Here is a 13,868-nt window from a genome sequence, read left to right as displayed (position 1 = left end):
GTTCCTCCGCGGATCCGCAATTCCTGCTCGACACGCCGCTCGAGGGGCTCCTGACACGGCGTGTCACGGCGGAACTGCGGATCCGCGAGGTCAGCCCTGCGACTTCCCGGAGGAACCCAGCTGTTTCGTGGCCTCGACGACGCGGGCCGCCATGGCGGTCTCCGCGATCTTGCCCCAGGCGCGCGGGTCGTAGATCTTCTTGTTCCCGACCTCGCCGTCGACCTTCAGGACGCCGTCGTAGTTCGTGAACATCGTCCCGGCGATGGACCGGGTGAAGGCGTACTGGGTGTCGGTGTCGATGTTCATCTTCACGACGCCGTTCGCGACCGCCTGCTCGATCTCGGCGTCGGTGGAGCCGGAGCCGCCGTGGAAGACGAGCTCGAGCGGCTTCGGGCCGTGCCCGTACCGGTCCGCCAGGCCGGCCTGGATCTCGCCGAGCAGCTCGGGGCGCAGCTTCACGTTGCCGGGCTTGTAGACGCCGTGGACGTTCCCGAAGGTCAGCGCGGCGATGTAGCGGCCGTTCTCGCCGAGACCGAGCGCCTCGACGACCTTCTCGACGTCGCCGAGGGTCGTGTAGAGCGCCTCGTTCGAGCCCTCGTGCTGGACGCCGTCCTCCTCGCCGCCGACGACGCCGATCTCGACCTCGAGGATCGCGTTGATCGCCTTCGTCCGCTGGAGCATGTCCTTCGCGATCTCGATGTTCTCGTCGAGGGGCACCGCGGAGCCGTCCCACATGTGCGACTGGAAGATCGGCTCACCGCCCGCCTTGATCTGCTCCTCGCTCGCCGCGATGAGGGGGAGGACGAAGGACTCGAGCGCCGGCTTCGGGCAGTGGTCCGTGTGCAGGGCGACCGTGATCGGGTAGTTCTTCGCGACCTCCGTCGCGAACCTCGCGAACGCGATGGCGCCGGCGGCGCGGTTCTTCACGGTGTGGCCGGCGAAGTAGTCGGCGCCGCCGGTGGTGACCTGGATGATGCCGTCGCTGCCGGCCTCGGTCAGCCCCTGGAGGACGGCGTTGATCGTCTGGGAGGACGACACGTTGATCGCCGGGTACGCGAAGCCGCCGGTCTTGGCGCGGTCGAGCATCTCGGCGTACTGGTCGGGGGTGGCGACGGGCATCTGCGCTCCTGCATCGATCGGGCCGCGGTGCCCCGCGGCGGGCCGCCGATCACTCTACTGAGGCGACCCGGCGCGGCTCCGAGTAGGTTCGGCGGACGACGGAGGGAGCCCGCTGTGGCCGAGACGAACCTGGTGACCCATCCGAGTCGGAACCTGGCGATGGAGCTGGTGCGCGCGACCGAGGCGGCCGCGATCCGCGCGGTGCCGTTCATCGGCAAGGGCGACAAGCTCGCCGCCGACGGCGCCGCGGTGGACGCGATGCGCGCGTTCCTGTCCACCGTCGAGTTCGACGGCGTCGTCGTGATCGGCGAGGGCGAGAAGGACCGCGCCCCGATGCTCTTCAACGGGGAGCACGTGGGCACGGGTCGCGGCCCGATGACGGACATCGCCGTCGACCCGATCGACGGCACGTCGATGACCGCGCAGGGCCGGCAGAACGCGCTGTCGATGATCGCGGCGTCCGACCGCGGCACGATGCTCGACGCCTCGAGCGTCTTCTACATGGAGAAGCTCGTCGCCGATCACCACGGCGTCGGGGTGCTCTCGCTCGAGCAGTCGATCGGCGACAACATCCGCGAGCTCGCGAAGGCGAAGGGCAAGCCCGTGGGCGAGATGGTCGTGGCGGTGCTCGACCGGCCGCGGCACGAGGGCCTGATCGAGGAGATCCGCGCCGCGGGCGCCGGCACCCGGATGCTGCTGGACGGCGACGTCGCGGGCGGCATCAACGCCGCGCGGTACGAGACGAGGATCGACCTGTGCGTCGGCACGGGGGGCAGCCCGGAGGGCGTCGTGACGGCCTGCGCGATCAAGGCGCTCGGCGGGTTCATCGAGGGCCGGCTCGCGCCGAAGGACGAGGCGGAGGCCGAGCGCGGCCGGGCCGCCGGTCTCGACCTCGACCGCATCTACGACGCGGACGGGCTGGTCGCGGGCGACAACACCATGTTCATCGCCACCGGCGTGACCGACGGCGGCCTCGTCGAGGGCGTCCGCCGCAAGGGCCCGATCATCCGGACGGAGTCGATCGTCCTCCGCTCGCGGTCCGGCACGCTCCGCCGGATCAGCTCGGACCACCTCGCCGAACGCTGGCTGTAGCCGGAGGCGTCGCGCCATGACCGTAGAGGTGCGGCCGGCGACGGTCTTCGACGACGTCGCGGCGGTCATCGGTCCGAAGCGTCCGAACGCGTCGGTCTGCTTCTGCCTGAGCCATCGGATCCCGGCGAAGGAGAACCAGGCGCTGTCCGGACCCGCGCGCGGCGAGTACGTCCGCCGGCTCTGCGCAGAGGACCCGGCGCCCGGCGTCCTCGCCTACGACGGCGACGAGCCGGTGGGCTGGGCGGGCGTCGCTCCGCGCTCCGCGACCCAGTTCGATCGGAGCACCCGGATCCCGCACATCGACGACCTGCCCGTCTGGAGCGTGTGGTGCGTCCGCGTGCGGCCGGGGCATCGCCGCGCCGGGATGACCGGCGCCCTGATCGAGGGCGCCGTCGCGTTCGCCCGCGAGCACGGTGCGCCCGCCGTGGAGGCGTACCCGGTCGACAACGGCGACGCGCGGGTCGATCTCACGATGGCGTTCGTCGGCCTGCGGCGCTGGTTCGAGGCGGCGGGCTTCACGAAGGCCGCCGACACCACCTCCACGCTCGACGGGTTCCCGCGGGTCCTGATGCGCCGCGACCTCCGGACCGGGTCCTGAGGTCCGTTGTCAGGCGGCGTCCTCGCGCGCGGCCGCGCTGCTCGCCGTTCCGGGGTCGCCTGCGACCAGGTCCGCGACGGTGGGCTCGGGGACGGCGAGCTCCGGCGCGGTGAAGGGGCGCGGGACGGTGTCGACCGGCGCGGCCTCGCCGAGGATGCGCGACTCGTCCATCCGGTTGATCTGGCGGCCCGTCACGAGCACGCGGGTCTCGAGCGACGCCGCGAACTCGTTGTACGTCGTCACGGTCCGCTCAATCGCACCGCGCAGCTTCTCGGCCCGCTGCGCGAGCACGGAGAGCCGCTCGTAGAGCGTCCGGCTCAGCGTGAACAGGCGGTGCGCGTCCTCGGTCAGCTCCTGCTGCGTCCACGTGTAGGCGACCGTCTTCAGCACCGCCCAGAGGTTCACGGGCGAGGCGAGCGCGACCCGCTTCGAGAACGCGTGGTCGAGCAGCGAGGGATCGGCGGCGAGGGCCGCGGACAGCAGCGACTCGCTCGGCAGGAACGCGACGACGAACTCGGGGGAGTGGAAGTCCGTCCAGTACCCCTTCGCGGCGAGCGCGTCGATGTGCGCCCGGACGGCCTTGACGTGCTCCTTCATCAGGGTGTCGCGGCGCGCGGCCTCCGCGCCCACCGCCGTCTCGGGGATCTCGTTCGCCTCGATGAAGGCCGCGAGCGGCACCTTCGCGTCGACCGCGATGCTCTTGCCCTCCGGCAGCCGCACCACGAGGTCCGGCCGCCTGGTGCCGTCGGCGGAGCGCGTCGTGACCTGCAGGTCGAAGTCGACCCGGTTCGTCAGCCCGGCGCTCTCGACCAGGCGCCGCAGCTGCGTCTCGCCCCATGCGCCGCGCATCGAGTTGTGCCGCAGCGCCGACGCGAGCGACTCCGCGGTCGAGCGCACACGGTCGGACGACTCCCGCGTCGCGAGCAGCTGCTGCTCGAGCGCCCCGTACTGCGCCGCGCGCTGCTGCTCGAGGGTGTCGACCTTGCTCTGGACGGTGCGGAGGGTCTCCTGCACGGGCGCGAGCGCCTGCAGCACCCGAGCCTCCTCCTGCTCCCGCAGCCGGCGCTGCTCCGCCTCGGCCGAGCGCGCGGTGCGGTCCTCCTGCGCCCGGCGCTCGGCGACGGTGAGCGCGCGCTGCAGCCCGTCGATCGTCGCCTCGTACGCGGCGAGCTCCGTGCGGAGGTCCGCCGCGATCGCATCGCCTTCGGCCCGCGCCCGGAGCAGCTCGGCCTCGTGCCGGCCGGCGACCACGGCCGGGTCCTCGCCGGCGGGGCGCCGCCCGCGCAGCGCGCCGGCGAGCAGCGCGCCGAGCAGGACGCCCACGAGCAGGGCGCCGACGGGGAGCAGTGCATCCATGTCCCGGATGGTGGCAGCGGCGTCCGACACCGCCGCGCTCGCTCGTCAGGCGAACGCCATCGGCACGCGCGTCTGCGGCGCCTGGGGCTCGAGCCGGGTGAGGCGGTCGCCCACCGCGTCGAGCAGGCCGGGCACGTCCTCCGCGCCGTGCCGCTTCGCCGCGTGCACGACGATCGCCGCGCACGCCTCCGCGTCCGCGAGGGCGTCGTGGTGCCGGAAGTCCTCGAAGCCCGCCGCCATGGCAGCGACGGGCAGCCGGTACGAGGTCAGCGCGTAGGTGCGGCGGGCGACGCGGAGGCTGCAGAAGTAGTCGAGCGGCGGCGTCCGCACCCCGGATGCGAAGCACGCGGCGCGCACGACGCCCATGTCGAAGCGGGCGTTGTGCGCGACGACGGGCAGGTCGCCGATCACCTCGAGCAGGTCGTCGAGCTGCTCCGCCCAGCCGAGCGCCCCGACGACGCGATCCGGCGTGATCCCGTGGATGCGGATGTTCCACTCGCTGAACAGGTCGTGGCCCGCCGGCGGCCGGATCAGCCAGCCGGCGCGGTCGACGACCCGCCCGTCGACCACCGTGACCACCCCGACGGAGCAGGCGGACGCGGCGGAGGGACCCGCCGTCTCGAAGTCGATCGCGGCGAAGTCCAGTGGCACGGACGGGATGCTCGCAGCGCCCTCCGACACCGCGTCCGACACCGGTGTGATTCCCCGCGGCGGGCCGGCCGTCAGGCCGCACCCGCCCGGGCCCAGCGCCCGGTGCGGATCCGCAGGCCGAGCGTGAGCGCGCGCATCGCCATGTACGCGACGCCGAACACCGCCTGCACGGCGGCGACCGCGGCGGCGGCCGGCAGCGGCGAGACGGCGACCAGGACGAGCAGCGGGAGCGCGACGACGAGGTTGAGCACGCCCGCGAGCGCGAGGTACCGCCCGTCGCCGGCGCCGATGAGGATCCCGTCGAGCGCGAAGACCACCGCGCCGAGCGGCAGGGAGAGCGCCATCACGAGCACGGCGCCCGGCACGGCGGCGAGCACCGCGGGGTCCGCGGTGAAGACGTGCCCGAGCACCGGCGCGAGCGTCGCGACGACGACGCCGAGGACGGCGCCCGCGGCGACGGCGAGCTCGAGGAGGCGGCGGAGGACCTCGCGCGCCTCCGGCACGTCGGCCGCGCCCAGCGCGTGCCCGATCATCGCCTGCCCGGCGATCGCGAGCGCGTCGAGGGCGAGCCAGACGATCGCGAAGAGCGAGAACACGATCTGCGTCGCTCCGAGCGCGACGGTGCCGTGCGCGGTCGCCGCGACCACCGTCCCGACCATCGCGATGCGCAGGGTGAGGGTGCGGAGGAGGAGCCAGCCGCCCGCCCGCGCCGCGCCCACCACCCCGGAGAGCCCGGGCCGGACGGAGGCGTCCGCTCGGCGCGCGTGCCCCGCGCAGGCGGCGACGAGGACGACGGCCATCGCGGTCTGCGCGACGACCGTCCCCGCCGCGGACCCGCACACGCCCCAGCCGAGCCCGTAGATCAGGACCGCGTTCAGCGCGGCGTTCACCGCGAACCCGGCGACGGCCACGACGAGCGGCGTCCGGGCGTCGCGGAGGCCGCGCAGGAACCCGGTCGCTGCGACCACGACGAGCATGCCGGGCAGCCCCCAGACCGCGATCGTCAGGTAGGCGACCGCCGCGTCCTCCACGGCCGGCGCCGCGCCGAACAGCCCGATCAGCGTCGGCCCGAGCAGCGTCCCGCCGACCGCGAGCACGAGGCCGATGACGAGCGCCAGCCAGAGCCCGTCGACGCCGGCGCGCGCCGCGCCCCGCCGGTCGCCCGCACCGATTCGCCGGGCCACCGCCGGCGTCGTGGCGTAGGCCAGGAAGATCAGCAGGCCGACCGCGGTCTGCAGGATCGTGCCCGCCACCCCGAGGCCGCCGAGCGCGGTCGCGCCGAGGTGGCCGACGAGCGCCGTGTCCGTCGCGACGAAGAGCGGCTCGGCGAGCAGGGCGCCGAGGCTCGGGATCGCGAGCGAGGCGATCGCGCGGTCGTGGCGGGAGCGCAGCGCGACCATCCTCCGACCGTAGCGAGCCGCGGGCGCAACTACGGTTGTCGGCCGTGGCTCTCACCATCGGCATCGTCGGCCTGCCCAACGTCGGCAAGTCGACGCTCTTCAACGCGTTGACGAAGAACACCGTGCTCGCGGCGAACTACCCGTTCGCGACGATCGAGCCGAACGTCGGCGTGGTCGACCTGCCGGACCCGCGGCTCGCCGTGCTCGCGGGACTGTTCGACTCGAAGAAGGTCGTGCCCGCGGCGGTGTCCTTCGTCGACATCGCCGGGATCGTGAAGGGCGCGAGCGAGGGCGAGGGCCTCGGGAACCAGTTCCTCGCGAACATCCGCGAGGCGGACGCGATCGCCGAGGTGGTCCGCGGCTTCGCCGACCCGGACGTCGTCCACGTCGCGGGCGGCGTGGACCCGGCCGGCGACCTCGAGACGATCGGCACCGAGCTGATCCTCGCGGACCTCCAGACGCTCGAGCGCGCCGAGGCGCGGGTCGAGAAGGAGGTGCGGGGCAGGAAGACGCCGCAGGAGGTGCTCGACACCATCCGCGCCGCGCGGGCGGCGCTCGACAGGGGCGTGCGGCTCAGCGCCTCCGGCATCGACACCGCGCCGATCAAGGACCTCGGCCTGCTCACCGCGAAGCCGGTGCTCTACGTCTTCAACGTCGACGAGGCGGTCCTCACCGACGAGGCCCGCAAGGCCGCGCTCGCACAGCTCGTCGCGCCGGCGCCCGCCGTCTTCCTCGACGCGAAGATCGAGAGCGAGCTCATCGACCTCGACCCGGCGGACGCGGCCGAGCTGCTCGCCTCCACCGGCCAGGAGGAGAGCGGGCTCGACCAGCTCGCCCGCATCGGCTTCGACACCCTCGGCCTCCAGACCTACCTGACGGCGGGACCGGAGGAGTCGCGGGCGTGGACGATCCGCCGCGGCGCCCTCGCGCCGGAGGCGGCGGGCGTCATCCACACCGACTTCGAGAAGAAGTTCATCAAGGCCGAGGTGATCGGCTTCGACGACCTCGTCGACGCCGGATCGATCGCAGAGGCACGCGCCCGCGGCCGCGCCCGCATCGAGGGCAAGGAGTACGTGATGCAGGACGGCGACGTCGTGGAGTGGCGCCACGGCTGATCGCCGCCCGACCCAGCACGCCGCTCGACCGGCGGCGGTCCGACGCGCCGGCGTGCGCCCCGGACTGGGGCCACAGATCGTGCACGGCGTGTTTCCCCTGGCGGGAGCATGAATCCGTGGCTGATGACGACGAGGACTCGAAGGTCCGCCGGCTGTTCCCCGAGCGCCCGGACCCCGAGACCGACATCGCGCGCGTGGAGCAGTTCGAGCGCTTCGAGGGCGGCACGCGGATAGTGATCTGGGTCCCCGACAAGCCGCGTCCCTGACCGGCGCCGGGCCCGACGCGGTGCGGGGTGGTCGCTCAGGCCGCCGTGCGGCGGGCGCCGCTGCGCACCGCCTCCCGATCCTCGGCCAGCATCCCGTAGACGGCGAGGTCGTGGTGCTCGCCGCCGAGCTGATGGGCGCGCCGCAGTGTGCCCTCGAGCGTGAACCCGAGCTGCTCCGCGAGGCGACGGCTCCGCGTGTTCGCGGTCGCGATGCGCGCCTCGACCCGCGTGAGACGGGCGGATCCGAAGGCGTGGTCGAGCACCGCCTCGCAGGCGCTCCGGGCGACACCGCGGCCCTCCGCGTCCGCCGAGACCCACACGCCGATCGCCCCGGTGGACGCGACCGGGTCGATGTCGAGCTCCACCGCGCCCACGAGCTCGCCCCGGAACCGGATCGCGCAGGGGAGCGCCCGGCCGGCGACGAAGTCGTCGAGCCGTCGTCGCGTGTACTCGAAGGTGCGGGGCAGGGTGGGCTCGGGCTGCGCCCACTCCTCCCAGCGGCGGAGCCGTTCGAGGTTCGCGACGACCAGCTCGTGCATCTCGACCGTGGTGAACAGCTCGCGCAGCACCAGATCGACGTCCTCCGCGCAGCGGTGGGCGAAGAACGCGCCGAGCGGAGCGGTCGAGGACACGCCGCCAGTGTGCACAGCCGCACCACGATCCGTGCACGCGGAGCGCGTGTCGCGCTTCGCGGGTCGCTCCCTGCGTATATACGGACCTCGCACGGCTCGCTCGCGGAGGCGCCTCAGCGGGCGCGACCGCCGGAGGTGATCCGTTGGACGCAGGGCAGCCGGGGCCGCGGATCCGTGCTGCACTTGACCCGATGACCGCGATCCCGATGTTCCCGCTCGGCTCCGTGCTGCTGCCGCACATGCCGCTGCCGCTGCGGGTCTTCGAGCCGCGCTACCTCGCGATGCTCCGCGACATCCTCCCGGACGAGCCCGCGGAGTTCGGCGTCACGCTGATCGAGCGGGGGCAGGAGGTCGGCGGCGGCGACGTGCGCACCGACATCGGCACGGTCGCGCAGGTCGGCAGCCTCGACACCTCGGGGGAGGCGATCCTCCTCATCGCGCAGGGGGTCCGACGCATCCGGGTCGACCGCTGGCTCGAGGACGCGCCCTACCCGCGGGCCGAGGTCACGGACCTCGAGGAGCCCGCGTGGTCCGACGACCTCGCACCGCTGCTGGCGCGCGCCGACCTGCTCGTGCGGCGGGTCCTGAAGCTCGCGGAGGAGGCGGGGGAGGAGCTCCGCTGGCCGCCCGACATCGTGCTCGACGACGACCCGGCCGCCGCCGCGTGGCAGCTCGCCGCGATCGCGCCGTTCGGCCCGCTCGACCAGCTCGACCTCCTGCGCTCGCCGTCCATCGAGCGCCTCCTGTCCCGCACGATCGACCTCGTGGAGGACGCGGAGACCCTCTACGGCGTCTGAGCGCGGTGCATCGACTTCCGAGGCGATGCGGGAGGTGCGGCTGTCGGAGGGGTCGGTAGCATGGCGCCCACAACCGAACACACCGGCCGTACGGCCGATGCGGGAGAGTCGGCGCAGCGTGGGATCGAGCAGTGGTCCACCGCTGTGACGGCACCGTAGGAGCAACCGCCCCGGAATCTCTCAGGTCCACGCACCGCATCGGCAGGCCGCTCTGGAGAGCGGAGCCGCGTCCACCGGACGCGGGGCTCCCGCCGACGGGGAAAGGCCGCAGCGGCCGAATCTCTCAGGCGCCATGACAGAGGGGGAGCACCAGCCGGTCCGACGCCGTCGGCCCGGTCCACGATCCGCGAGGAGCCCGTGTGCCCGACTCCACCCCGACTCCGTCCCCGCTCCACGACGTCCACGTCGCCGCGGGCGCCGCGTTCACCGAGTTCGCCGGCTGGACCATGCCGGTGCGCTACAGCGGCGATCTCGCCGAGCACCACGCCGTCCGCCGCGCGGCCGGCCTGTTCGACCTCTCGCACATGGCGGAGATCCTCGTGCTCGGCCCCGACGCCGCGGCCGCGCTCGACGCCGCGCTCCTCGGCGAGCTGTCGACGCTCGCGATCGGCCGCGCGAAGTACACGCTCCTCCTGAACGGCGGCGGCGGGGTGGAGGACGACCTCGTCGTGTACCGCACCGGCGACGACCGCTACCTCGTCGTCGCGAACGCGGCGAACCGCGAGGTCGTCGTCCAGCACCTCCGCGACCGGGTCGTCGGGTTCGATGCGGAGGTCCAGGACGAGACCGACGACATCGGCCTCATCGCGATCCAGGGGCCGAAGGCGCGGGAGATCCTCCTCGAGGTCCCCGGCTTCGCGGCGGACGACGACGACCCGACGGAGGCGCGGTTCCGCGGCCTGCTCGCCGAGCTGCGGAACTACCGGTTCCTCCGCGCGAAGTGGGACGGCCACCCCGTCCTCGTCGCCCGCACCGGCTACACGGGGGAGGACGGCTTCGAGCTCTACGCCGCGCCCGCCCTCCTGCCCCGGCTCTGGGACGTGCTGATGAGCACGGGCCGCGGCTCCGGGCTCGTGCCCGCGGGCCTCGCCGCCCGCGACACCCTCCGGCTCGAAGCCGGCATGCCGCTCTACGGGCACGAGCTCACCGCGCTCACCACCCCGCAGCAGGCGGGCCTCGGCCGGCTGGTCCGCGCCGAGAAGGCCGCCGACTACGTCGGCCGGGCCGCCGTGGAGTCTCCGGACGCCGCCGGCACCCGCGTCCTCGTCGGCCTGCAGGCCGAGGGACGCCGCGCCGGCCGCGCGGGCTACCGCGTGCTCGCCCTCGACCCCGACCCCGACGGATCCGGCCCCGGCCGCGAGGTCGGCGTCGTCACGAGCGGCGCCCTCAGCCCGACCCTCGGCCACCCCATCGCGATGGCGTACGTCGACCGCGACGCCGTCGACGGCCGACTGGCCATCGACGTCCGCGGCACCGCGCTGCCCGCGACCACCGTCCCCCTGCCCTTCTACTCCCGAAAGGCCCGCGCATGACCAGCGAGCAGGACCTCAAGTACACGTCCGACCACGAGTGGGTCGACGCGGACGGCGACGTGGCGACCGTCGGCATCACCGGCTACGCCGCCGACCAGCTCGGCGACATCGTCTACGCGGAGCTGCCGGCGGTCGGCGACACGGTCGAGGCCGGCCAGGTCGTCGGCGAGCTCGAGTCCACGAAGTCGGTGGGCGAGCTGTTCTGCCCGGTCTCCGGCGAGGTCGTGGAGGTGAACGAGGCCGTGTCGTCCTCGCCCGAGATCGTGAACAGCGACCCGACCGGGGCCGGCTGGCTGCTGAAGGTGCGCTTCACCGAGCTCCCCGACCTCCTCGACAAGGCCGCGTACGACGCCCTGACGGGAGCCGCATGACCGACCTCGTGACCCGCCGCGTCGTCCAGCACGACGCGTTCCAGCGGCGGCACATCGGCACGACGCCCGATGCGCAGGCGGCCATGCTCGCCGCGGTCGGCGTCGACTCGACCGACGAGCTGATGGCCCGCGCCGTGCCGTCCGCGATCGCGCTCGCCGACGACGCGCCCTCGGCCCTGCCGCCCGCCGCGACGGAGCGGCGGGCGATCGCCGAGCTGCGGGCGCTCGCCGCCCGCAACACGGTCCGCACCTCGATGATCGGCCTCGGGTACTCCGGCACGATCACGCCGGCCGTGATCCAGCGGAACGTGCTCGAGAACCCCTCCTGGTACACGGCGTACACGCCGTACCAGCCCGAGATCTCGCAGGGCCGCCTGGAGGCGCTCCTCAACTTCCAGACGATGGTCGCGGACCTCACCGGCCTCACGACGGCGAACGCCTCGATGCTCGACGAGGCGACCGCCGTCGTCGAGGGCATGCTGCTCGCCCGGCGCGCCTCCCGCGCGAAGACGGCGCGGTTCGTCGTCGACGCGGACGCCCTGCCGCAGACGAAGGCGGTCCTCGCGGGCCGCGCCGAGGCCGTCGGCATCGAGCTCGTCGAGGCGGACCTCGCCGCCGACGGGCTGCCGGAGGGCGACCTGTTCGGCGTGCTCGTGCAGTACCCCGGCGCGTCCGGGCGCGTGTGGGACCCGTCCGCGGTGCTCGCGGGCGCGAAGGAGCGCGGCGGCCTCGCGGTCGTCGCGGCCGACCTGCTCGCGATGACGCTGCTGACCCCGCCGGGCGAGCTCGGCGCGGACGTCGCCGTGGGCTCCTCCCAGCGATTCGGCGTCCCGATGGCGATGGGCGGTCCGCACGCCGGCTTCATGGCCGTGCGCGCCGGCCTCGAGCGGCAGCTGCCCGGCCGGCTCGTCGGCGTCTCCAAGGACGCGGACGGCCAGCCCGCCTACCGGCTGAGCCTGCAGGCGCGGGAGCAGCACATCCGCCGCGAGAAGGCGACCTCGAACATCTGCACCGCACAGGTGCTGCTCGCGGTGATGGCGTCGATGTACGCCGTCTACCACGGGCCGTCCGGGCTGCGGCGGATCGCGGAGCGGGTGGACACGGCGGCTCATCGGGCGGCGACGGTGCTCGAGAGCAAGGGCGTCCGGGTCCGGAAGGGATCCTTCTTCGACACGTTCGTCGCGGACGTCGAGGACGCCGACCTCGTGCTCGCCCGCGGACGGGACGCCGGCCTCTGGCTGCGCAAGGTCGACGACACGGCCGTCGCGGTCTCGTTCGACGAGACGACGGCGAACGCGCCGTTCAACGCCCTGCTGTCGGCCTTCGGGCTGCCGCTCGAGGAGTCGTCCGGCTTCGCGCTCGCGAAGTTCCGGCACGTGCCGGAGGGCCTCGAGCGCACCTCCGAGTACCTCACGCACCCCGTGTTCAACACGTTCCATTCCGAGACCGGCATGATGCGGTACCTCAAGTACCTCGCCGACCTCGACTACGCGCTGGACCGCGGCATGATCCCGCTCGGCTCCTGCACGATGAAGCTGAACGCGGCGACCGAGATGGCGGCCGTGACGTGGCCGGAGTTCGCGGACCTCCACCCGTTCGCGCCCGCCGAGGACGTCGCCGGCTCGCTCGAGCTCATCGGGCAGCTCGAGGGGTGGCTCGCCGACCTGACCGGCTACGACGCGGTCAGCCTCCAGCCGAACGCCGGCAGCCAGGGCGAGCTCGCGGGGCTGCTCGCGATCCGCGGCTACCACCGCGCGAACGGCGACGAGGCCCGCACGGTCTGCCTCATCCCGTCCTCCGCGCACGGCACGAACGCCGCGTCGGCGGTGCTCGCCGGGCTGAAGGTCGTCGTCGTCGCGTGCGACGAGCTCGGCAACGTCGACCTCGACGACCTGCGCGCGAAGGTGGCGGCGCACGCGGAGCACCTCGCCGCGCTGATGATCACGTACCCGTCGACGCACGGCGTCTACGAGCACGAGATCCGGGCCGTCACCGACGCGGTGCACGCGGCCGGCGGCCAGGTGTACATCGACGGCGCGAACCTCAACGCGCTCGTCGGCCGGGCCCGCTTCGGCGACTTCGGCGGGGACGTCAGCCACCTGAACCTCCACAAGACGTTCTGCATCCCGCACGGCGGCGGCGGCCCGGGCGTCGGTCCGGTGGCGGCGAAGGCGCACCTCGCGGCGCACCTGCCGAGCCACCCGTTCGCGCAGCAGGCGGTGCAGGGCGGCCCCGGCCGGTTCGGGGGCGCGCCGGTCTCGGCGGCGCCGTTCGGGTCGCCAGGCATCCTGCCGATCTCGTGGGCGTACGTCCGCATGATGGGCGCCGACGGCCTGCGCGACGCGACCGACGCCGCGGTGCTCGCCGCGAACTACGTCGCGGCCCGGCTCGGCGACGCCTTCCCGGTCCTGTACCGGGGCGACGGCGGCCTCGTCGCCCACGAGTGCATCCTCGACCTCCGCCCGCTGACCGCGGAGACCGGGGTCACGGTCGACGACGTTGCGAAGCGGCTCATCGACTACGGGTTCCACGCCCCGACGATGTCGTTCCCGGTTCCGGGCACGCTCATGGTCGAGCCGACGGAGAGCGAGGACCTCGCGGAGATCGACCGCTTCGTCGACGCGATGCTCGCGATCCGGGCGGAGGCGGACCGCGTCGCGGCGGGGGAGTGGCCGGCGGACGACAATCCGCTCCAGGGCGCGCCGCACACGGCGCGGGCGGTGACGGACACGGTGTGGCCGCACGCCTACTCCCGGGAGACGGCGGCGTACCCGTTCGAGGCGGCGACGCACGGCGAGGGGCGGCTCCGCGCGGTCCGCGGCAAGTACTGGCCGCCGGTGCGCCGCATCGACCAGGCGTACGGCGACCGCAACCTCGTCTGCGCCTGCCCGCCGCCCGGCGCCTTCGAGTAGCCCGGTTCACGGATACGGAGATCGGCG

General features: G+C 73.7%; 13 protein-coding genes and 2 riboswitches. Of the genes, 8 read left to right on the top strand and 5 right to left on the bottom strand.

Going from position 1 to position 13,868, the window contains the following annotated elements:
* Positions 1 to 90: 90 nt before the first annotated feature.
* On the bottom strand, positions 91 to 1,119 hold the full coding sequence (fbaA, locus tag CLV52_RS15410; RefSeq protein WP_133767235.1) for a class II fructose-bisphosphate aldolase: 1,029 nt from the start codon (positions 1,117 to 1,119) through the stop codon (positions 91 to 93).
* A 159-nt stretch (positions 1,120 to 1,278) separates the two neighbouring features.
* On the opposite strand from fbaA, the gene glpX reads away from it, so the two are divergent.
* Complete coding sequence (gene glpX, locus CLV52_RS15405; RefSeq protein WP_133767452.1) at positions 1,279 to 2,211, top strand: class II fructose-bisphosphatase; 933 nt, start codon at positions 1,279 to 1,281, stop codon at positions 2,209 to 2,211.
* A gap of 16 nt (positions 2,212 to 2,227) precedes the next feature.
* A complete protein-coding gene (locus CLV52_RS15400; protein ID WP_133767234.1) occupies positions 2,228 to 2,809 on the top strand; it encodes a GNAT family N-acetyltransferase in 582 nt (193 codons plus the stop codon).
* 9 nt (positions 2,810 to 2,818) lie between these two features.
* On the opposite strand, the gene CLV52_RS15395 is transcribed toward CLV52_RS15400, so the two are convergent.
* From CLV52_RS15395 to CLV52_RS15385, 3 genes are all read right to left on the bottom strand, one after another.
* A complete protein-coding gene (locus tag CLV52_RS15395; RefSeq protein WP_133767233.1) occupies positions 2,819 to 4,165 on the bottom strand; it encodes a DNA recombination protein RmuC in 1,347 nt (448 codons plus the stop codon).
* A gap of 45 nt (positions 4,166 to 4,210) precedes the next feature.
* Complete coding sequence (locus tag CLV52_RS15390) at positions 4,211 to 4,816, bottom strand: exonuclease domain-containing protein (RefSeq protein WP_133767232.1); 606 nt, start codon at positions 4,814 to 4,816, stop codon at positions 4,211 to 4,213.
* Between the two features lie 71 nt (positions 4,817 to 4,887).
* Entirely contained in the window at positions 4,888 to 6,216 is a 1,329-nt protein-coding gene (locus CLV52_RS15385) for an MATE family efflux transporter (protein WP_133767231.1), read from the bottom strand.
* Positions 6,217 to 6,260: 44 nt separating this feature from the next.
* Between CLV52_RS15385 and ychF the strand changes: the two genes are divergently transcribed.
* Together ychF and CLV52_RS18525 are read left to right on the top strand one after the other, a co-directional pair.
* Complete coding sequence (ychF, locus tag CLV52_RS15380; RefSeq protein WP_133767230.1) at positions 6,261 to 7,331, top strand: redox-regulated ATPase YchF; 1,071 nt, start codon at positions 6,261 to 6,263, stop codon at positions 7,329 to 7,331.
* Between the two features lie 116 nt (positions 7,332 to 7,447).
* On the top strand, positions 7,448 to 7,597 hold the full coding sequence (locus CLV52_RS18525; protein ID WP_162850882.1) for a hypothetical protein: 150 nt from the start codon (positions 7,448 to 7,450) through the stop codon (positions 7,595 to 7,597).
* A 35-nt stretch (positions 7,598 to 7,632) separates the two neighbouring features.
* Here CLV52_RS18525 and CLV52_RS15375 read toward each other — a convergent pair whose 3' ends face one another.
* A complete protein-coding gene (locus tag CLV52_RS15375) occupies positions 7,633 to 8,229 on the bottom strand; it encodes a GNAT family N-acetyltransferase (RefSeq protein WP_133767229.1) in 597 nt (198 codons plus the stop codon).
* A 191-nt stretch (positions 8,230 to 8,420) separates the two neighbouring features.
* On the opposite strand from CLV52_RS15375, the gene CLV52_RS15370 reads away from it, so the two are divergent.
* The 4 genes from CLV52_RS15370 to gcvP all read left to right on the top strand — a co-directional run bounded on the left by CLV52_RS15370 (position 8,421) and on the right by gcvP (position 13,841).
* Entirely contained in the window at positions 8,421 to 9,026 is a 606-nt protein-coding gene (locus tag CLV52_RS15370) for an LON peptidase substrate-binding domain-containing protein (protein ID WP_133767228.1), read from the top strand.
* A 90-nt stretch (positions 9,027 to 9,116) separates the two neighbouring features.
* Positions 9,117 to 9,232, top strand: a riboswitch (glycine riboswitch).
* A 3-nt stretch (positions 9,233 to 9,235) separates the two neighbouring features.
* Positions 9,236 to 9,327: riboswitch (glycine riboswitch) on the top strand.
* 58 nt (positions 9,328 to 9,385) lie between these two features.
* A complete protein-coding gene (gene gcvT, locus CLV52_RS15365) occupies positions 9,386 to 10,558 on the top strand; it encodes a glycine cleavage system aminomethyltransferase GcvT (RefSeq protein ID WP_133767227.1) in 1,173 nt (390 codons plus the stop codon).
* Complete coding sequence (gene gcvH / locus CLV52_RS15360) at positions 10,555 to 10,929, top strand: glycine cleavage system protein GcvH (RefSeq protein ID WP_133767226.1); 375 nt, start codon at positions 10,555 to 10,557, stop codon at positions 10,927 to 10,929. Before gcvT ends, gcvH begins: the two co-directional genes overlap by 4 nt.
* Positions 10,926 to 13,841, top strand: coding sequence for an aminomethyl-transferring glycine dehydrogenase (gene gcvP / locus CLV52_RS15355; protein WP_133767225.1), 2,916 nt, complete (start codon positions 10,926 to 10,928; stop codon positions 13,839 to 13,841). The genes gcvH and gcvP overlap by 4 nt, the downstream gene beginning before the upstream one ends.
* The last annotated feature ends 27 nt before the right edge of the window (positions 13,842 to 13,868 follow it).

It is taken from the genome of Amnibacterium kyonggiense (assembly GCF_004364555.1).
Lineage (GTDB): Bacteria > Actinomycetota > Actinomycetes > Actinomycetales > Microbacteriaceae > Amnibacterium > Amnibacterium kyonggiense.
Note: the sequence above shows the minus strand (reverse complement) of the source record. Positions and strands in the feature narration are given on the sequence as shown.

Bases quoted from the DNA above. Each gene is read 5' to 3' on its own strand.
- fbaA (WP_133767235.1), bottom strand. From the start codon at position 1,119: ATGCCCGTCGCCACCCCCGACCAGTACGCCGAGATGCTCGACCGCGCC.
- glpX (WP_133767452.1), top strand. From the start codon at position 1,279: ATGGAGCTGGTGCGCGCGACCGAGGCGGCCGCGATCCGCGCGGTGCCG.
- CLV52_RS15400 (WP_133767234.1), top strand. From the start codon at position 2,228: ATGACCGTAGAGGTGCGGCCGGCGACGGTCTTCGACGACGTCGCGGCG.
- CLV52_RS15395 (WP_133767233.1), bottom strand. From the start codon at position 4,165: ATGGATGCACTGCTCCCCGTCGGCGCCCTGCTCGTGGGCGTCCTGCTC.
- CLV52_RS15385 (WP_133767231.1), bottom strand. From the start codon at position 6,216: ATGGTCGCGCTGCGCTCCCGCCACGACCGCGCGATCGCCTCGCTCGCG.
- CLV52_RS15370 (WP_133767228.1), top strand. From the start codon at position 8,421: ATGACCGCGATCCCGATGTTCCCGCTCGGCTCCGTGCTGCTGCCGCAC.
- gcvH (WP_133767226.1), top strand. From the start codon at position 10,555: ATGACCAGCGAGCAGGACCTCAAGTACACGTCCGACCACGAGTGGGTC.
- gcvP (WP_133767225.1), top strand. From the start codon at position 10,926: ATGACCGACCTCGTGACCCGCCGCGTCGTCCAGCACGACGCGTTCCAG.